Below are 17,615 nucleotides of genomic sequence, written 5' to 3'. Positions count from 1 at the left end.
CGGGGTTACTTGCGCGTCCAGACCTTCTCGCCGCCGATCCACGTCTCCTGCACGACCGTCGCGCGCAGGTCGGTCGGCGAGGCCATTGTCGGATCGCGGTCGACGATGATGAAATCCGCGCGCTGGCCGGGCGCGAGCGCACCGAACTTCGTCTCCGCGAACCCGGCATACGCCGCCGCACCCGTCATCGCCCACCACGCCTGTTCGCGCGTGATCAGTTCCTGCGGCTGCCAGCCACCCTGCGGTTGCCCATCGGCATCCTGCCGCGTGAACGCCGCGGCCCAGGTCGCGAACGGATCGGGCTTCTCGACCGGGAAGTCGGTGCCGAACGCAAGCTTGGCGCCGTTGGCCAGCATCGACTTCCACGCATAGGCGCCCGCCAGGCGGTTCGGCCCGAGCCGTGCCTCGGCCATCGTCCGGTCGCTGGTTTCGTGCGTGGGCTGCATCGAGGCGATCGTGCCGAACTTGCCGAACCGCGGCAGGTCGGTCGGATCGACGACCTGCGCATGCTCGATCCGCCAGCGACGGTCGCCGGTATAGGTCTCGCTCTCGACCTGGATCGCGTCGAGCACCATCTGGTTGGCCCTGTCGCCGATCGCGTGGACCGCGACCTGATAGCCGTCCATCGCCGCCCGGCTCATCTGGTTCTGGAGCTGGTCGTCGGTCACGAAGCCAAGCCCCGACTGACCGGGTGCGTCGGCATAGGGCTTCAGCAGCCACGCCCCGCGCGAGCCCAGCGCGCCGTCGGCATAGAGCTTCACGCCCCCCATCCGCAGGCGATCATTGTACAGCCAAGGCGTCGGCCCCTTGCCGCCGATCCGGCTCGCGGTCTCGACACCCAGCGCATAGCTCATGATACGGACGCGCAACCCGCCGATGTCCGCCATCCGCCGATAGGTCAGCCAGTCGTCGAGCGTCGTGCCCATGTCGGCGACCGCGGTGACGCCGTAGCGCAGCAGGATGCTCTGCGCCGTCAGGAAGGCGGCATCGCGCTCCTTGGGGAGCGGCTGGGGGACGACCTTCTCGATCAACGCCTGCGCGCCATCGACGAACACGCCCGCAGGCGCGCCGCCAGTCTTCTCGATCCGACCGCCGGGAGGGGAGACGGTCGCGCCGGTGACGCCGGCCTCGCGCATCGCCTCGCGGTTCGCCCAGCCGGCATGCCCATCGGCACGCGACAGCCAGATCGGGTGCCCGCCGGAAACGGACTCGAGGTCCGCCGCGGTCGGGAAGCGACCGAGCCCCCACGCCTCCTGGTTCCAGCCACGGCCGATCACCCATTTCCGGTCGGGGTTGGCGGCGACATACGCGGCGATCCGCGACTTCGCTTCTTCGAGCGACTTGGTCATCGACAGGTCGAGCGACAGCGCGCCGAAACCCATCTCGATGACATGGCCATGCGCGTCGACGAAACCCGGCAGCACGGTCTTGCCGCCCATGTCGATCCGCCAGTCGTAGAGCGGCTTGCCGGCGTTCTTCTTCAATTCCTTGCGGCTGAGCTTGGGCGCTTCCTCGCCGGGGGGGACGAGCCGCGTGACCTTGCCATCCTTGTCGATCAGGATCGCCTTGAAATGGATCACGCGGCCGCCGTCGGCGACGGTGATGCCGTTGACGTTGTCGACGATCCCGTCGGCCAGCGCCGGCGTGGCGAGCAGCGCGAGCGCGGCGGTGGAGATCAGCGCTGGCGCGGCGGTGGAGATCAGAAAACGCATCACTTCGATACACTCCACTTTTGCGCGCCGGGGCATTGACGGGCCCCGCGTGATTTATCGGCCGTTATGAGCAGCTTGGTCGCCACGGGATACGGCGCGATCGTCGTGCGCGCCGTCCCCTCGCCGAAAATTGCCAGTTTTGCCATAGCCCCCGCGCATAAGCGGTGTTTCCCACGCGCGCCAGATGGTCTAGCGGGTCGGACATGGCTACCCACGCTGCCGTAGCGGCACCCACCCTCCCCGTCTCGATCGACGACGTCCGCGTCGCGCACGACCGGATCCGCGACTCGATCGTCCGCACGCCGACGCTGATCAGCAAGACGCTGAGCAAGATGACCGGCGCGACGGTGTATCTGAAGTTCGAGAATCTCCAGTTCACCGCGGCGTACAAGGAGCGCGGCGCGCTCAACACGCTGTTGCAGCTGTCGGCCGAAGCGCGCGCCAAGGGCGTCATCGCCGCGTCGGCCGGCAATCACGCGCAGGGCCTCGCCTATCACGCCAACCGCTTGGGCATCCCGACGACGATCGTGATGCCGACCAACACGCCGACCGTGAAGGTCATGCAGACCGAAGGCCACGGCGCCAACGTCGTCCTGCACGGCGAGACGTTCGACGCGGCTTACGCACACGCACGCATCCTCGAAGGCGAGTGCGGCTTCACCTTCGTCCACCCGTTCGACGACCCCCGCGTCATCGCCGGCCAAGGCACCGTCGCGATCGAGATGCTGGAGGACGTGCCGCAACTCGATACGCTGGTCATCCCGATCGGCGGCGGCGGGCTGATCTCGGGCATGTCGACGGTCGCGCGGGCTTTGAGCGAAGCGCCCGGTGGTCATCCGATCGAGGTCGTCGGCGTGCAGGCCGAGCTGTTCCCGTCGATGTACAACCGCATCAACGGTACCGACATGGCCTGCGCCGGCGACACGCTCGCCGAAGGTATCGCGGTCAAGGAGCCGGGCGCGATCACCGCGAAGATCGTCGCCGAACTGGTCGATGATATCGTATTGGTCAGCGAGCGCAGCCTCGAGGAATCGGTCAGCCTGCTGCTGCAGATCGAAAAGACCGTGGTCGAGGGCGCCGGTGCGGCCGGCCTGGCGGCGCTGTTGTCGCATCCCGAGCGGTTCGCGGGGAAGACCGTCGGTATCGTACTGTGCGGCGGCAATATCGATACGCGGCTGCTCGCCAACGTGCTGTTGCGCGATCTGGCGCGGTCGGGTCGTCTCGCGCGGCTGCGGATCCGGTTGCAGGACAAGCCCGGTGCGCTGTTCCATGTTGCGCGGATCTTCGATCAGGAACGTGTCAACATCATCGAGATCTATCACCAGCGCGTCTTCACCACGCTGCCGGCGAAGGGCCTGATCACGGACATAGAATGCGAACTCCGCGACCGCGCGCATCTCGACCGGCTGGTGGGAGCCTTGCGCGCCGGCGGGTACGAGACGTCGACCGTCGAACTCGCCTGACCTATCGGCGATTATTGTGGTAGCGCCGTAATTTACGGCGTTAACGCTCTATCGTGGTAAACCCGCTTTTCAGTAGCGTGCGTTACGACCATATGTCGAAACCGCGGCTCCCCGCGCCTGCCTGAAGGACATTTGGTTCGGTGACTGCGCCTTTTCGTTTTCCGCGCTTCTTCGTCACGAGCCCGTCCCCGTGCCCGTATCTGCCGGGCCGGCAGGAGCGCAAGGTGTTCACCGAACTGACCGGGCCGCATGCCGGCGAGCTGAACGACGCGCTCGGCCGGATCGGTTTTCGTCGCAGCCAGGGCGTGGCGTATCGCCCGTCCTGCGCGGGCTGCACCGCGTGCGTGTCGGTCCGGATCGTCGCGGGCGAGTTCGTGCCCAACGCGACGCAGCGCAAGCTGCTGCGGCGGCACGGCGATATCGAGATCACCGCCTGCAAGGCCTGGGCGACTGACGAGCAGTTCCAGTTGCTCCGCCGCTATCTCGGCACGCGCCATCCGGGCGGCGGCATGGCGGGCATGGACGAGGACGACTATGCCGACATGATCGAGCATTCGCCGGTCAATTCGCTGATCGTCGAATATCGCGAACCATCGGTCGATGGTGTGCAGGGAAGGCTGATCGGCGCGTGCCTGACCGACCGGCAGGCGGACGGGTTGTCGATGGTCTACAGCTTCTTCGCCGCCGACGATGCGAACCGGCCGGGACTCGGCAACTTCATCATCCTCGACCACATCCTCCGCGCCCGCGATGCCGGGCTGCCGTTCGTGTATCTGGGGTATTGGGTAAAGGGCTCGCCGCGGATGGAATACAAGACGCGGTACCGGCCGCTGGAGGTTTTGGGGCCGGCGGGGTGGCGGCGGCTGGAGGAGGCCGATCTGGTGACGCAGCCGGAAGGGGTTGCGGCGCTGGTTTGAGACTGCCGCTCTAGCGAAGTTACACCGATCCCTAGAACGGACCACCCCGGCGAAGGCCGGGGCCCAATTGGGAAACGCTGCTAACGGAGGATAGCCCTTCGTTACGACCACCTTGCCAATTGGGCCCCGGCCTTCGCCGGGGTGGTTATACCACGAACCGGCGGGCGGCGTCTCGTTCTCCCGCGAAGGCGGGAGCCCAGTCGGGATCCCCGCCTTCGCGGGGAGACAAATCTTTAGTCCTCGCGCTGAACGACCACGTCGACGTCGAGTTCCTCGCCACCCTCACCCAGCCGCGAGCCAGCAACCGGTGCCGCCCCGGCCGCATCGAGCGCCATCGCGACCCGCACGTAATGCTCCTCGGGCGACATCCCCGTGCACGGATCGAACCCGACCCAGCCAAGCCCGTCGACATGCGCCTCCGCCCAGCCATGCGGGGTCGGGAAATGCACCACCTCGAAATCGGTGTGATGATAGCCTGACACATACCGTGCCGGCGCCCCCAGCGACCGCGCGGCGACCGCGAACATCTGCGCCATGTCGCGCGGCGTGGCGCTGTCCTTGCGGAACGCAGCGCCCGCGGTGAGACCCGGCTCGGGGCGACCGGCATCGAACACGAACTGCTGGTGCAACGCCCGGTTGAGCCGGTGGAGCGCGCCGATCCGATCACGCGCGCCGACCACGGCATCCGCGGCGAACTCGGCGATCGCCGGATCATGCGCGGTCGCCTCGGTCGCGCGGAGGAACAACGCGGGCGGCAACGTCTCGTGCACGCCGCGCAGCACGCCGTCCGAGTGGCTGGTCAGCACCTCGCCCTTGACGGTGATCTCTATTCCGTCGACCGGCCCCTCGGCATACAGCATCGTCACCGCGTTGCCGAAGCCGTCACGCCCCGGCCGCAACCGCGCGTCGCAATCGACGTCGATGCGCCACGACGCCACGGTCTGGTCATGCGTGTTCTCGGGAGTCAGCCGGAGCATCTGGACGAGCCGGCCCTGCGGCTGGGTGAAGCGGTAGATCGTGTGATGATCGATCGACAACCGCATTATTGGAACTTGAACTGGCGGCCGATCGCGCCGTGAAGCAGCGCGTTCTCAGCGATGAAGGCCTGCAGATACTGGTGCAGTCCCGAGGCGATGACCTCGCCCGATCGCGTCTTGGCCATTCGCGATGCGCGCATCCGTGCCATCCTGTCCGCCTCCCCGTGATTGCCCGTGCGTTTCGCCAGCAGGTTGAGCACGTCGACCGTCTCCTCGACCGACGCCGCCAGGCTGCGCGGCAATTCCGCGCGCGCGAGCAGCAGGTCGATCACGTCGGCCGGGCGCAGCCCTTCATTGTAGAGCCAGCGATAGGCAGTCACCGCGGACACGGTCTGGAGGATCGTCGTCCACTGATCGCGATCGATCGCCCCGCCGAGCCGTTCACCCTCGGGCAGAAGGATATGGTATTTGACGTCGAGCAGCCGCGCGGTGTTGTCCGCGCGCTCGACCGCCTGGCCGAGCCGGATGAACCACGTCGTCTGGTTGCGCAGCATCCGGTGCACCGCGCCCTCGAAGCCACGCGTCTCGGTCTTCACCGCCTCGACCAGATTCATCTGGTCGGTCGTGCTGCGCGGCGTCGTCCGGTTCTCGAACAGCAGCCATGCACGGTTGATCGCGGTCCATGCCTCGCGGGTCAGCGCGGTGCGGACTGCCTTGGCGTTGTTGCGCGCCATGTCGACGCAGCGGACGATCGAGCCGGGGTGGCTCGAATCGAGCGTCAGGAAGCGCACGACTTCGGTCTGGCTGAGATTGCCGCCGAGCGTCGCGAACGGCTCCTCGGTTTCGGTGACGGCTAGCGCGGAGGCCCAGGCCGCCTCGCCCGCTGGCTGAGACGAGAGGACGTCGAGACGCACCGTGGCCTCGACCAGCCTTGCGATGAAGTCGGCACGCTCGAAATAGCGGCCGAGCCAGTAGAGCGACGATGCGGTACGCGAGAGCATCAGCTATTCGCTCCCGGCGACGGCAGGATCGTTCCGAGCGTCTGCGACATGCCGCCCATCGTCTGCGTCATCCCGCCCGCTCCCATCCGCTGCGACTGATCCTTCATCAGGACGAAACTGTCCTTGGTCCCGCCGCCCTGGCTGGAGTTCACCACCAGCGAGCCTTCCTTGAGCGCGACGCGGGTAAGACCGCCGGGCACAACCTGCACGCCCTTCGATCCGCTCAGTACGAACGGCCGGAAGTCGACGTGGCGTGGGGACAGGCCGCCATCGGCCATCGTCGGGACGGTCGACAGCGCCAAGGTCGGCTGCGCGATGTAGCGATGCGGTTCCGCAATCAACGCGGCGCGGAAATCCTCGATCTCCTGTTTCGACGCAGTCGGGCCGACCAGCATGCCGTAGCCGCCCGAGCCGTCGACCAGCTTGACGACGACGTCCTCGAGATTGTCGAGGACGTACTTCAGCGCCTGCGGCTCGCGGCAGCGCCACGTCTCGACGTTGCGCAGCTTGCACTCGCCACCCGAATAGAATTTCACGATGTCGGGCATGTAGCTGTAGATCGCCTTGTCGTCGGCGATGCCGTTGCCCGGCGCATTCATGATCGCAACGTTACCTGCCGCATAGGCCGCGATCAGTCCGGGGACGCCGAGCGCAGAGTCCGGGCGGAACACGAGCGGATCGAGATAATCGTCGTCGATGCGACGATAGATCACATCGACCTTCACCCGCCCCGCGATCGTCCGCATCCAGACGATGTCGTCGTCGACCACCAGATCGGCCGCCTCGACGAGTTCGATCCCCATCGAATCGGCAAGGAAGCTGTGCTCGTAATAGGCGGAGTTGTAGTGGCCGGGGGTCAGCAGCACGCAGGTCGGGTTAGAACCCGTACCGTGCGGCGCGACCGACTTCATCGTCTCGAGCAGCAGGTCGGGATAGCTGTCGACCGCCGCGACGCGGAACTCGCGAAACAGCTCGGGGCACAGCCGCAGCATCGCCTCGCGGTTTTCCAGCATGTAGCTGACGCCCGACGGCGTGCGCGCATTGTCTTCGAGCACGAAGAAGTCGTCGGGCCCGGTGCGGACCAGATCGATCCCGCAGATATGCGCCCAGACGCCGTGCGGCGGGCGGATGCCGGCGATCTCGGGGCGGAACTGCGCGTTGCCGAGCACGAGGTCCTCGGGAAGGATGCCCTCCTTCAGGATGCGGCGCTCGCCATAGATGTCGTTGAGGAATGCGTTGATCGCCTCGACGCGCTGGACGAGGCCTTCCGAAAGGCGGGTCCATTCGTCGTGGAGGAACACGCGGGGGACGATGTCGAACGGGATGATCCGCTCGGCCGCTTCGTTCTCGCCGTACACCGCGAAGGTGATGCCAAGCTGGCGGAACGTCGTCTCGGCGGCTTCCTGCCGACGGCGCAGCTCGGCGTCGGGCGTCTCCTCGATCCAATGCCCGAGAGCCGCGAGTTCGGGACGAGCGGTCGTATCGCCCGGCGTCCCCATGATTTCGTCGAACGCCTGTTTCCCCATCGGAACGGTCAATTCCCCATCAAGCGTTACGGTTCCATGCTGCAACGCTTCGCTGCGCTGCACAAGTCAAGAATATGACTGACTGACCTGCGGTCTCTGATCCTCCCCCGCCAGGGGGAGGTGGCTGGCGCTTGCCAGTCGGAGGGGGAGGACACGCAACGGCGTTTATCGCCCCCTCCCCCTCCGTCGCCTTCGGCGCCACCTCCCCCTCGCGGGGGAGGATTGGCAATCAGCCTAAGCGCCCCAGCCCTTCGAGCAAGCCCGGCGTCAGGACCTGCGGCAGCACGGTCGGCTCGGCAGCACCCGGTGCGTAATACAGGTACAACGGCACCCCGGCGCGGTTATGGGCCTGGATGAAGCGGCCCATCACCGGGTCGCCGTCGGTCCAGTCGCCGATCAGTGCCGCGACCTTATGCTTGGCGAACGCGTCCCGAACGCCCGCCGTGTCGATCGCGGCCTTCTCGTTGACCTTGCACGTCAGGCACCAGTCGGCGGTGAAATACACGAACACCGGACGCTTTTCCGCGCGCAACGAGGCGAGCTTTGCCTCGGTGAATGGCTCGTCGCCAGCGGTCGCGACCTTCGCCGACGCTGGCGGCGCTCGCGCGATCAGAACCGCGCTGCCGACGAACACCACGGCCAGCGCGACCTGTACCGCGACGCCGAACGACTTGCCCTTGCGCTGGCGGGTGCCACCGACCCAGAGCACCGCGCCGACCGCCAGCACCGCGACCAACGCCAGCGTCAGCGTATCGACCCCGGTCTGCCGCCCGAGCACCCAGCCGAGCGCGATCGCGGTCAGGAACATCGGCACCGACAGGATGTGGCGAAACGTTTCCATCCACACGCCGGGCTTCGGCAACCACCGCCGCCACGCGGGCACGAACCCGATCGCGAGGAAGGGCAGCGACAAGCCGATCCCGAGCCCGCCGAACACGGCAAGCGCCGCCGGCCACGGCAGCACCAGAGCCGCGCCGAGCGCCGCACCCATGAACGGCCCGGTGCACGGCGTCGCGATGAACGCCGCCAGCGCGCCGGTGGCGAACGCCCCGCTCGCGCCGCTCTCGCCGGCAAAGCGCGGCGTCGGCACCTCGAACAGCCCGGCAAGATTGAACGCGATCGCCACGCTCAACAGCAACAGGACGACGATCGCCGCCGGATGCTGCAACTGGAACGCCCAGCCGACCGCCGAGCCGCCTGCACGCAGGGCCAGAATTGCGGCGCCAAGCCCGAGGCAGACCAGCACGACGCCTGCGGTGTACGCGAGCGCCTCACCGCGCGCGTCTTTCTCGCTCGCACCGCCGCGGGCGAGGCTGAGTGCCTTGAGGCTCAGGATCGGGAACACGCACGGCATGATATTCAGGATCAGCCCGCCGAGCACCGCGCCCGCGAACGCGATTAACGCGGTCAGCCAGATGCTTTCGCTGGTCCCCGTGCTTGAACTGCTGCCGACCACGGCGCCGGGAGTCGCCTTGACGCCCAGCCCCTGCCCATCGCCGATCCGCAGCACGCCCTCGATGGGGCCGCCGGTCTTGGCATTCGCCGCGACCTTCGTCTCGATCGTAAGGCGGTCGCCGTCACGGGTCACTTTCTGCGCGGCGCCGTTCTCGATCACGCCGGTGGTGACCGGGAAGAAATACGCCTTGTCGGCCTTCGCGCTCGCCGGGAACGGCACCGCGATCCGCATCGTCCCGTTGGCCGCCGCATAGGTCGCGCCCGCGTCGAGCGGCTTAGGGATCGCCTGCCGCCAGCCCGCAAATGCCGCCTGTTGTGACGGCGCGCCGTCGCCGATGGTCAGGTCGAGCGACAGCGCCTGCTCCTCGGGCACGCAGATCGTCGCCGAGCAGACGAGATAGCTCGTCTTCAGACGGATCGGGAATTTTGCCCCCGCGGCCAGCCCCGCCGGGATCCGGATCGTCACGAGCGGCGCATAGGGCGCTTCGTACACATAGTTCATCAAGCCCGCGATCAGCAGCGTCGTCGGTACCGGCCATTCGGGCTCGCCCGCCTTCGCGCCCGCCGGCAGCGTCCAGTCGAAGGTCGCCGGGAAACCTGCATCGCCGGGGTTGCGCCAATAGCCGTGCCAGCCCTGCTCGGGCGTCGTCGCGAGCGCGATCGTCAGCGGTGCGCCGGCCTTGGGCCGATCACTTTCCGCGACCAGCCGCATCGACAGATGCTGGCTCGAGCCGTTGAGCGATTCCGCGAGCGCAGGCCCACTCGCCAGTCCGCAGACGGCGAGCAAAACCGTCATCAGGACGCAACGTAAACTGCGCATGGCCATCCTTGTTTCGTTCATCGCGCAAAGCCATAGCGGTGACCGTGTCGTATTGCACTTCAAAGCGACGGCCCCGCTCGGTGGTCGTTGCTGGCTAAAGGACTGTTCGTGAAAGCACTTATCGCCGCGCTCCTGCTGACTTCGGCCGCCTCGGTCTCCGCCCAGACCGCGCCGTCTGCGCCTGCGGCAACTCCAACGACCCCGCCGAAGCTGATCGTCGCGATCTCGGTCGACCAGTTTGCGGCCGACCTGTTCCAGCAATATCGCAACCATTATACCGGCGGCTTTATGCGACTGCTGAACGGTGCGGTGTTCCCGAGCGGCTATCAGAGCCATGCGGCGACCGAGACGTGCCCCGGCCACTCGACGATCCTGACCGGAATGCGGCCCGCGCATACCGGCATCATCGCCAACAACTGGGTCGACCAGCGCGCCGGGCGGCCCGACAAGATCGTCTATTGCTCGGAGGACGAGCGCGTCACGGGTAGCACGCACGACAGCTACACCGTGTCCGACATGCATCTGAAGGTGCCGACGCTCGGCGAGATGATGAAGGCGCGCGATCCACGCACCCGGTCGGTGTCGGTCGCGGGCAAGGATCGCGCCGCGGTGATGATGGGCGGCCACAAGGTCGACGAACTCTGGTGGTGGGACGGCAAGACCTATGTATCCTATGCCGGCCGCGCGGTGCCGCCCGCCGTCCAGCGCACGCGCGACGCGGTCGCCGCGCTGATCGCCAAGCCACAGGAAGCGCTGCCGCTGCCCGGCTATTGCGCGGGCGTGAACCATCCGATCGTGATCGCGGGCAAGACCTACGGCCAGGGTCGCTTCGAGCGCGCGGCGGGAGACGCCAAGGGCTTCCGCGTGTCGCCGGCGTCGGACGCCGCGGTGTTCGCGATGGCCGCAGCACTCGTTCAGGACATGAAGCTCGGCAAGGGGCCGCAGACCGACATCATCGATATCGGCGCGTCGGCGACCGACTATATCGGCCACACCTACGGCACGCAGGGCTCGGAGATGTGCATCCAGATGGCGCAGCTCGACAAGACGCTCGGCGATTTCTTCGCGGTGATGGACGAGACCGGGGTCGACTACGAGGTCGTACTGACCGCCGATCACGGCGCGCACGACGCGACCGAGCGCCAGCAGCAGCGCGCGATGCCGATGGAGGCGCACATGGACGAGAACGTGCTGGCCAAGCAGGTCGGCACCGCGATCGCCAAGGATCTGGGGCTCCCCGGAAGCGTGCTGCTCGGGACCGAGGGCGACGTCTATATCGCCGACACGCTGCCGGAGAAGACGCGCGCAAAAGTGCTGGCGGAGGCGCTGCGCCGCTATCGTGCGATGCCGCAGATCGCGGGGGCGTACTCCGCCGCCGAGATCATGGCGACGCCGATGGCGAAGACCCCGCCTGAAAACTGGACGTTGATCGAGCGCGCGCGTGCGTCGTTCGATCCGGATCGGTCGGGGCAGTTGGTGGTACTGCTAAAGGCGCGCGTGACGACGATCGTGTCGCCGGCGGGGGGGTATGTCGAGACGCACGGGTCGCCCTGGGATTACGATCGCCGCGTGCCGATCCTGTTCTGGCGCAAGGGCATGACGGGGTTCGAGCAGCCGTTGTCGGTCGAGACGGTGGATATCGTGCCGACGCTCGCGGCGACGATCGGGTTGCCGGTGAACGGGCTGGACGGGCGATGCCTGGATCTCGATCCGGGGGCGGCTAGCACCTGTCCGAACTAGGGTCGGTCTTAAGGTAGCCCAGCAAGCTTGTTCTCCCGCGAAGGCGGGAGCCCAGTCTGGGCTCCCGCCTTCTCGGGAGAACAAGCTTTTGGACGGGCGCGGTGCTTCCGCTTCGTCGGTTGCGCCATCCGCCGCCCCTCCGACATCCCCCTTAATCCGTCATCCCCCTTAATCCGTCATCCCAGCGAAAGCTGGGATCTCCCGTGACGCGCGCGACCCGTCCCAACGGCGATACCCCAGCTTTCGCTGGGGTGACGGCGGTGGGACGTGACGGAGTGCCGGAGTGACCATATGGCGGTGTGGCGGTGTGGCGGTGTGGCGGTGTGGCGGTGTGGCGGTGTGGCGGTGTGGCGGTGTGGCGGTGTGGCGGTGTGGCGGTGCGGCAACGCCGGAGGTTGAGCAATTCCCTGCTTCGCTGCCCAACCGCCACTCACCGCGTCTCGAACGCCCGCAATCCGGCCCCAAGCCGGTTCGCCCCCAGCGCGAGCTTATCATGGCTGTAATCCGCGATGAACGCCGGGCTCGTACCATCCCCCGGTGAAAGCCGTGCGTCGTTCCCCTCAACCCGCAACCCGGTGGACCGGTACGTCTTGGCTTCCGCGGCGACCACGATCAGCCCGGTGTGGTTCTCCTTCTGGCGCCCCTGCACGAAGGTGTTGCGGGCGATCAGGCCGGTGGCGCCGTCGGGCAGATCGATCATGTAGTTCGTCTTGCGCCCCGCGGTATCGTCGAAGCTGTTGTCGGTGATCGAGACGGTCGGAACGCGCAGCTTGACGTAATGCCCCCCCGTCCCGCGTTCGAACCGCGAATTGGTGATCGTCACGCGGCCCTTGTTGGCCAGATAGATCGCATGCGAGCAGCTCGGCGATTCGTCGCACTGACCCAGCCCGGCAAAGGTCGAATGGTCGATCGTGATCGTCTGGCCGACGGGCTCGCCCCCGAGGATGCCCTCCTGGCTGTCGAGGAACATCGCATTGGTGACGGTCAGGTCGCCCATCTCCGTGCGGATCCCCGCGCCATTGCCGTCCGAGACGCGGTAGCCGCGGAAGACGAGGCCATCGACGACCGAGCCCTGCCCGCGCAATACCAACGCCGCCTTGTCCTCGCACGCCACCTTCTCGAAGATCGCAGTGCCCGGCTGCACCGCCTTGAAGGTGATGTGTCCACCGGCCTGGACCGCGCATTGCCGGTACGTGCCGGGCGCGATCAGGATCGTCGCGGTGCCCATGCGGATCGACGACACCGCGTCCTGCAGCGTCGCAAACCCCTGCCCGTTCACCGTGAACGGCGCTGCGCCTTGTGCAAAGGCGGGGGCAGCGAACAGCGTGAGCGCCAGCAACGATGGTTTCATCGGAAAAAATCCTCCTCCGCCGGCCTTTGCGGCGCATGGCCTTCAATCGCACGGAATGCGGACGTTCGGCGAGCCGATCCGCGCGCGCGCGCGACCCGTGTCCCGAAATGACGCAGCGTAAAGATCGGCGCCACGATCGCCGGATCGTCGCGTGCGTAGATTGCCGCCGCGGTCGCAACCGATTACTACCGCGACCGAAACGATACGGTGGGGGAAACTGCCGTGCGAGGGGGATCACATGCACGCCATGACGCCGACGGAGGTCTTCCTCCTTGCGATGATCATCATCTTCACGGTGCCGTACCTGGTGTGGCGGCTCGGGCGGACCGATTACTGGGCGCCGCTGGTGGTCGTGCAGATCATCGGTGGCATCCTGCTCGGTCCGGGCGTGCTCGGCGCAGCATATCCCGATTATTATGCGACGATCTTCACGCCCGCGACCTTGGGCTCGCTCAACGGCGTGGCATGGTGGGCGGTGATGATGTTCGTCTGGGTCGCCGGCATCGAGCTCGACCTCGGCGAGGCGTGGAAGCGGCGCGGCGAGACCGGCGTCACCGCAGGGCTCGCGCTCGCGGTGCCACTGGTAACCGGCAGCATCGCGGCGGCGCTGATGCTGCGCTACCCCGGCTGGCGCGGGCCGGACGGCGCGACGTGGCAGGTGGTGCTCGGCATCGGCATGGCCTGCGCCGTCACAGCCCTCCCCATTCTCGTCCTCTTCCTCGAAAAGCTCGAGATCCTGCGCGAACCGATCGGCCAGCGAATCCTACGCTATGCCAGCCTCGACGACATCGCGATCTGGGGCGTGCTCGCGCTGATCCTGCTCGACTGGGAACGCGTCGGGCGGCAGGGCGGCTTCCTGGTCGGGTTCGCGGTGGCGACGTTGATCGTGCGGAAACTGATGGGGATGATCGAGGAGCGCGACCGCTGGTATGTCAGCCTGATCTGGCTGGCCGGGTGCGGGTTCGCGGCGGACTGGGCGGGGCTGCATTTCATGGTCGGCGCGTTCCTGTCGGGCGCGGTGCTCGATTCGAAATGGTTTACAACGGCAAGGATGGACCAGTTCCGCCACTTCGTGCTGCTCGCGGTGATGCCGGTGTTCTTCCTGTCGACCGGCCTGAAGACGCAATGGGCGGTCGGCGGGTTCGCGGTGTTCGGCGCGGCGGCGTTGCTGCTGGTCGCGTCGGTCGGCGGCAAGCTCATGGGGGTTCACGCCGCCGGACGGATCCTGAAATGGCGGCCGGGCGAGGCCTCGGCGATCGGCTGGCTGCTCCAGACCAAGGCGCTGATCATGATCATCTTCGTCAACATCCTGCTGGATAAGAAGATCATCACCAACGAGACGTTCACCGCGCTGCTGCTGATGGCGCTGGCTAGCACCATGCTGACCGTGCCGATGGTCGCGCCGAAGTTGAAGAAGCTGGCGGGGCTGGTGGGGAAGAGTGGCTGAGGGCCCCCCTGCAATCCTCCCCCGCAAGGGGGAGGTGGCTGGCGCTTGCCAGACGGAGGGGGAGGAGACGGAACAGAGGTTTCGCGTGCCGCCCCCTCCGTCGCCTTCGGCGCCACCTCCCCCTAGCGGGGGAGGATTACTTTAACCGCCAGCGTTCAGCAGGTCGTGGCGCTTCAGCGCGTGGCGGAGTTGGTCGTAGCTTAGGCCCAGCGCCTCGGCGGTGGCGCGCTGGTTGAAGCGATGGTCCGACAGCGCACGCGACAGCAGGTCCCGTTCGAAGCGGGACACGCGGGACTTGAAGTCCGATGGGCCTTCCTCGCAGGCCACGACCGGGTCTTCGCCGTCCTCCGCTTCGGCTGGTTGCGGGGTCACGGCTGCGGGTTTCGGCGCGCTTGAGGCCCCCGGCCGGTGCGGCGACTGGAACGGGTCGATCTCGATCGCGTCGATCGGCCCGGCCTGTTCCCAGCGATACACCGCGCGCTCGACGACGTTGCGCAACTCACGCACATTGCCAGGCCAGCCATACGCGATCAGCGCGTCCATCGCCGCCGGGCCGAACCCCTCCCACCGCTCGCGGCCAAGCTCCGAAGCCATCCGCCGGCCGAAATGCTCCGCCAGCACCACCACGTCGCCCGTCCGTGCGCGCAAGGGCGGCAACGTCACCACCTCGAACGACAACCGGTCGAGAAGATCCGCGCGGAATTCGTGCCGATCCACCTTGTCCGGCAGATGCTCGTTGGTCGCGGCCACGATCCGCACATCGACACGCATCGGCCGCGACGAGCCGATCCGGGTGATCTCGCCATATTCGACCGCGCGCAGCAGGCGGTCCTGCGCGGCCATCGACAGCGTGCCGAGCTCGTCGAGGAACAACGTCCCCCCATCCGCCTCCTCGAACCGCCCGACCCGCGCCTTGGTCGCGCCGGTGAACGCACCCGCCTCGTGCCCGAACAATTCCGCCTCGATCAGCGTCTCCGGCAGCGCCGCGCAGTTCATGATCACCAAAGGCTGATCCCACCGTGGCGACAGGCGGTGCAGCCGCTCGGCGACCAGTTCCTTGCCCGTCCCGCGCTCGCCGATCACCAGCACAGGACGGTCCAACGCCGCCGCACGCGACGCGCGTTCCAGCGCCGCCATGAACGTGCCGGACTCACCGATGACCTGGGTTGTGCGCTCCATGGCGAAGATGTGGCGCGAATTCCCAACTCTTGGCAAGCTTACGCCACCGCCCGATCACCCAAAATCGCGCAAACCCCTGCAATTCCGCCATTTTCGAAACTGGCACGACAGATGCAACGCTTCAGGCAACCCGCCGAATAGCGGAACCAACCAGTCTTAAAGGGGACCCACCATGTTCAACACCAACATCGCCCGCACCGTCGCCGCCACGCTCTGCACCATCGTCGTCAGCGCAACCTGCGTCCTCGGCGCAGTCGGCCCAGCGATCGCAACCAACACAACGCCTATCGCGGTTCACACCTCGATCGTGGCATAAGACCCCGACGGCTTAGAGCCTCGGGCCGACCCCTGGAGTAGGATTTACATGGGCATCTTTTCCCGCACCCGCGACATCGTCGCCGCCAACTTCGCCGATCTCATCGAGAAGGCCGAAGATCCGTCGAAGATGATCCGCATGATCATCCTCGAGATGGAGGAAACGCTGGTCGAGGTTCGCGCCTCCGCCGCGCGCACCATCGCCGACCAGAAGGAGATGCGCCGTCATATCTCGAAGCTCGAGCAGCTCCAGGACAACTGGACCGAGAAGGCCGAGCTGGCGCTAAGCAAGGACCGCGAGGACCTCGCCAAGGCCGCTCTCGTGGAACGCCAGAAGGCGTTCGACATGGCCGAGCAGTTGAAGGCCGAGGTCGGCGTGCTCGACGATGCGCTTCGGGCGGCGGAAGAGGACATCGCCAAGCTCCAGACCAAGCTCCGCGAGGCGCGCACCAAGCAGAACGCGGTGCAGACCCGGCTGGAAAGCGCGAACAACCGCACTCGCCTGCGCGAGATGTACAACGGCCCGAAGACGCACGAGGCATTCAGCCGCTTCGACATCCTCGATCGCCGCGTCGACGAGGCCGAGGGCCGCGCGGATGCGATGGGGCTCGGGGTCGTCAAGACGCTCGAGGAGGAAATCGCCGAGCTGCGCAGCGATGACAAGGTCAACGCCCAGCTCGCCGCGCTCAAGGCGCGCATGAAGAAGGACGATTGAGATGGATGACCTGACCCCCGTTCTCGTCTGCGCGGTCCTCTTCATCGGGCTCCCGTGGGTGATCCTGCACTACATCACCAAGTGGAAGCAGGCGCCGCGGATCACCGAGGAAGACGAGAAGCTGCTCGACGAGATGCAGATGCTCGCCCGCCGCCTCGAAGACCGCGTGATGACCGTCGAACGGATCATCGCCGCCGACAATCCGGACTGGAAGCCGGGCCTCGGCACCACGCAATCGCCGTATCTGTCGGACCAGCAATCCGACCGCACTTCTGATCGGAGGAACTGAAATGTCCGGCAGCCGCACGCAGTTTTACCTCGATAAGCAGAATGCCAAGTGGAAGGGCGTCTGCGCCGGGATCTCCGATTATACCGGGATCGACGTGCTCTTCGTCCGCGTCGCGATGGTCGTGCTCACGCTCGCCGGCGGCTTTCCCTGGACGCTGCTCGCCTATTGGCTGGTCGCCTGGATGGGGCATGCCAAGCCGATCGGGCTGTACGAGACGCCCGACGACGCGAAGTTCTGGCAGGGCGTGCGCTCGAATCCGAAGCGCTCGACCGCCGAGGTCCGGAGCAAGTTCCGCGACATCGACCGCCGCCTCGCCGACATCGAGACGCATTACACCAGCCGCAACAGCACCAGCCTTGCGGCAGAGATCGACAGCCTGCGCTGAGACGCGGCGTCAACAGGGAGACCGACGATGGACTGGGGTAAACCTTTATTTGTCATCGCGATCATCGCGATCTCGACGGCGGGGTGGGTGATCAACAACTGGATCCGTGCACGACACGGTTACGCGCCGAGCGACGATTGGGGCAGGACGATGAAGCGCGAGCCCAATGCCGAGCGGCAGGTCGAACTGCTCAGCAGCGAGAACGAGCGCCTGACCGGCCAGGTTTCCCGCCTCGAGGAGCGAATCGCAGTCCTCGAACGCATCGCCACTGATCCCGCCGAGCGCACCGCCCGCGAGATCGAGGCCCTTCGCGACCGCTGAGC

Annotated in this window: 16 protein-coding genes; 9 read left to right on the top strand and 7 right to left on the bottom strand. The window is 66.8% G+C overall.

The features are described from left to right. Positions 1 to 5 precede the first annotated feature (5 nt). A complete protein-coding gene (locus U1737_RS01130) occupies positions 6 to 1,712 on the bottom strand; it encodes an amidohydrolase (protein WP_332795622.1) in 1,707 nt (568 codons plus the stop codon). Between the two features lie 203 nt (positions 1,713 to 1,915). Between U1737_RS01130 and U1737_RS01125 the strand changes: the two genes are divergently transcribed. Together U1737_RS01125 and U1737_RS01120 are read left to right on the top strand one after the other, a co-directional pair. Beyond that, complete coding sequence (locus tag U1737_RS01125) at positions 1,916 to 3,175, top strand: threonine ammonia-lyase (RefSeq protein ID WP_332795274.1); 1,260 nt, start codon at positions 1,916 to 1,918, stop codon at positions 3,173 to 3,175. Between the two features lie 140 nt (positions 3,176 to 3,315). After that, entirely contained in the window at positions 3,316 to 4,092 is a 777-nt protein-coding gene (locus tag U1737_RS01120) for an arginyltransferase (protein WP_332795273.1), read from the top strand. A 233-nt stretch (positions 4,093 to 4,325) separates the two neighbouring features. On the opposite strand, the gene U1737_RS01115 is transcribed toward U1737_RS01120, so the two are convergent. From U1737_RS01115 to U1737_RS01100, 4 genes are all read right to left on the bottom strand, one after another. After that, complete coding sequence (locus U1737_RS01115; protein ID WP_248521047.1) at positions 4,326 to 5,135, bottom strand: transglutaminase family protein; 810 nt, start codon at positions 5,133 to 5,135, stop codon at positions 4,326 to 4,328. Beyond that, entirely contained in the window at positions 5,135 to 6,070 is a 936-nt protein-coding gene (locus tag U1737_RS01110) for an alpha-E domain-containing protein (protein WP_332795272.1), read from the bottom strand. Before U1737_RS01110 ends, U1737_RS01115 begins: the two co-directional genes overlap by 1 nt. After that, the gene (locus U1737_RS01105; RefSeq protein ID WP_187502436.1) at positions 6,070 to 7,596 is read right to left on the bottom strand and encodes a circularly permuted type 2 ATP-grasp protein; all 1,527 of its coding nucleotides are present in this window, start codon (positions 7,594 to 7,596) and stop codon (positions 6,070 to 6,072) included. The genes U1737_RS01110 and U1737_RS01105 overlap by 1 nt, the downstream gene beginning before the upstream one ends. Positions 7,597 to 7,825: 229 nt before the next feature. Continuing rightward, the gene (locus U1737_RS01100) at positions 7,826 to 9,871 is read right to left on the bottom strand and encodes a protein-disulfide reductase DsbD family protein (protein ID WP_332795271.1); all 2,046 of its coding nucleotides are present in this window, start codon (positions 9,869 to 9,871) and stop codon (positions 7,826 to 7,828) included. Between the two features lie 108 nt (positions 9,872 to 9,979). Here U1737_RS01100 and U1737_RS01095 point away from each other — a divergent pair, with 108 nt between their 5' ends. Beyond that, a complete protein-coding gene (locus tag U1737_RS01095) occupies positions 9,980 to 11,611 on the top strand; it encodes an alkaline phosphatase family protein (RefSeq protein WP_332795270.1) in 1,632 nt (543 codons plus the stop codon). 430 nt (positions 11,612 to 12,041) lie between these two features. On the opposite strand, the gene U1737_RS01090 is transcribed toward U1737_RS01095, so the two are convergent. After that, complete coding sequence (locus U1737_RS01090) at positions 12,042 to 12,962, bottom strand: right-handed parallel beta-helix repeat-containing protein (protein ID WP_332795269.1); 921 nt, start codon at positions 12,960 to 12,962, stop codon at positions 12,042 to 12,044. 238 nt (positions 12,963 to 13,200) lie between these two features. Between U1737_RS01090 and U1737_RS01085 the strand changes: the two genes are divergently transcribed. Then, the gene (locus tag U1737_RS01085) at positions 13,201 to 14,409 is read left to right on the top strand and encodes a cation:proton antiporter (protein ID WP_332795268.1); all 1,209 of its coding nucleotides are present in this window, start codon (positions 13,201 to 13,203) and stop codon (positions 14,407 to 14,409) included. A gap of 141 nt (positions 14,410 to 14,550) precedes the next feature. On the opposite strand, the gene pspF is transcribed toward U1737_RS01085, so the two are convergent. Continuing rightward, positions 14,551 to 15,588 carry a phage shock protein operon transcriptional activator gene (gene pspF, locus U1737_RS01080; protein ID WP_332795267.1) on the bottom strand — a complete coding sequence of 346 codons (1,038 nt, stop codon included), beginning with the start codon at positions 15,586 to 15,588 and terminating at the stop codon, positions 14,551 to 14,553. Positions 15,589 to 15,760: 172 nt separating this feature from the next. Between pspF and U1737_RS01075 the strand changes: the two genes are divergently transcribed. From U1737_RS01075 to U1737_RS01055, 5 genes are read left to right on the top strand one after another with little or no spacing between them, the layout of a single operon-like run. Continuing rightward, a complete protein-coding gene (locus U1737_RS01075; protein WP_165886549.1) occupies positions 15,761 to 15,904 on the top strand; it encodes a hypothetical protein in 144 nt (47 codons plus the stop codon). 48 nt (positions 15,905 to 15,952) lie between these two features. Further along, complete coding sequence (gene pspA, locus U1737_RS01070; RefSeq protein ID WP_332795266.1) at positions 15,953 to 16,618, top strand: phage shock protein PspA; 666 nt, start codon at positions 15,953 to 15,955, stop codon at positions 16,616 to 16,618. Between the two features lies 1 nt (position 16,619). Continuing rightward, positions 16,620 to 16,907, top strand: a complete 288-nt coding sequence (gene pspB, locus U1737_RS01065) for an envelope stress response membrane protein PspB (protein WP_187502364.1) — start codon at positions 16,620 to 16,622, stop codon at positions 16,905 to 16,907. A 1-nt stretch (position 16,908) separates the two neighbouring features. Beyond that, a complete protein-coding gene (gene pspC / locus U1737_RS01060; RefSeq protein ID WP_187502365.1) occupies positions 16,909 to 17,292 on the top strand; it encodes an envelope stress response membrane protein PspC in 384 nt (127 codons plus the stop codon). 27 nt (positions 17,293 to 17,319) lie between these two features. Continuing rightward, a complete protein-coding gene (locus U1737_RS01055) occupies positions 17,320 to 17,613 on the top strand; it encodes a hypothetical protein (protein WP_248521055.1) in 294 nt (97 codons plus the stop codon). Positions 17,614 to 17,615: the final 2 nt, after the last annotated feature.

It is taken from the genome of Sphingomonas fucosidasi (assembly GCF_036663855.1).
Classification (GTDB): domain Bacteria; phylum Pseudomonadota; class Alphaproteobacteria; order Sphingomonadales; family Sphingomonadaceae; genus Sphingomonas; species Sphingomonas faeni_B.
This window is presented reverse-complemented; position numbering and strand designations above follow the sequence as displayed.

Bases quoted from the DNA above. Each gene is read 5' to 3' on its own strand.
- U1737_RS01130 (WP_332795622.1), bottom strand. From the start codon at position 1,712: ATGCGTTTTCTGATCTCCACCGCCGCGCCAGCGCTGATCTCCACCGCC.
- U1737_RS01125 (WP_332795274.1), top strand. From the start codon at position 1,916: ATGGCTACCCACGCTGCCGTAGCGGCACCCACCCTCCCCGTCTCGATC.
- U1737_RS01115 (WP_248521047.1), bottom strand. From the start codon at position 5,135: ATGCGGTTGTCGATCGATCATCACACGATCTACCGCTTCACCCAGCCG.
- U1737_RS01110 (WP_332795272.1), bottom strand. From the start codon at position 6,070: ATGCTCTCGCGTACCGCATCGTCGCTCTACTGGCTCGGCCGCTATTTC.
- U1737_RS01105 (WP_187502436.1), bottom strand. From the start codon at position 7,596: ATGGGGAAACAGGCGTTCGACGAAATCATGGGGACGCCGGGCGATACG.
- U1737_RS01100 (WP_332795271.1), bottom strand. From the start codon at position 9,871: ATGCGCAGTTTACGTTGCGTCCTGATGACGGTTTTGCTCGCCGTCTGC.
- U1737_RS01090 (WP_332795269.1), bottom strand. From the start codon at position 12,962: ATGAAACCATCGTTGCTGGCGCTCACGCTGTTCGCTGCCCCCGCCTTT.
- U1737_RS01085 (WP_332795268.1), top strand. From the start codon at position 13,201: ATGCACGCCATGACGCCGACGGAGGTCTTCCTCCTTGCGATGATCATC.
- pspF (WP_332795267.1), bottom strand. From the start codon at position 15,588: ATGGAGCGCACAACCCAGGTCATCGGTGAGTCCGGCACGTTCATGGCG.
- U1737_RS01075 (WP_165886549.1), top strand. From the start codon at position 15,761: ATGTTCAACACCAACATCGCCCGCACCGTCGCCGCCACGCTCTGCACC.
- pspA (WP_332795266.1), top strand. From the start codon at position 15,953: ATGGGCATCTTTTCCCGCACCCGCGACATCGTCGCCGCCAACTTCGCC.
- pspB (WP_187502364.1), top strand. From the start codon at position 16,620: ATGGATGACCTGACCCCCGTTCTCGTCTGCGCGGTCCTCTTCATCGGG.
- pspC (WP_187502365.1), top strand. From the start codon at position 16,909: ATGTCCGGCAGCCGCACGCAGTTTTACCTCGATAAGCAGAATGCCAAG.
- U1737_RS01055 (WP_248521055.1), top strand. From the start codon at position 17,320: ATGGACTGGGGTAAACCTTTATTTGTCATCGCGATCATCGCGATCTCG.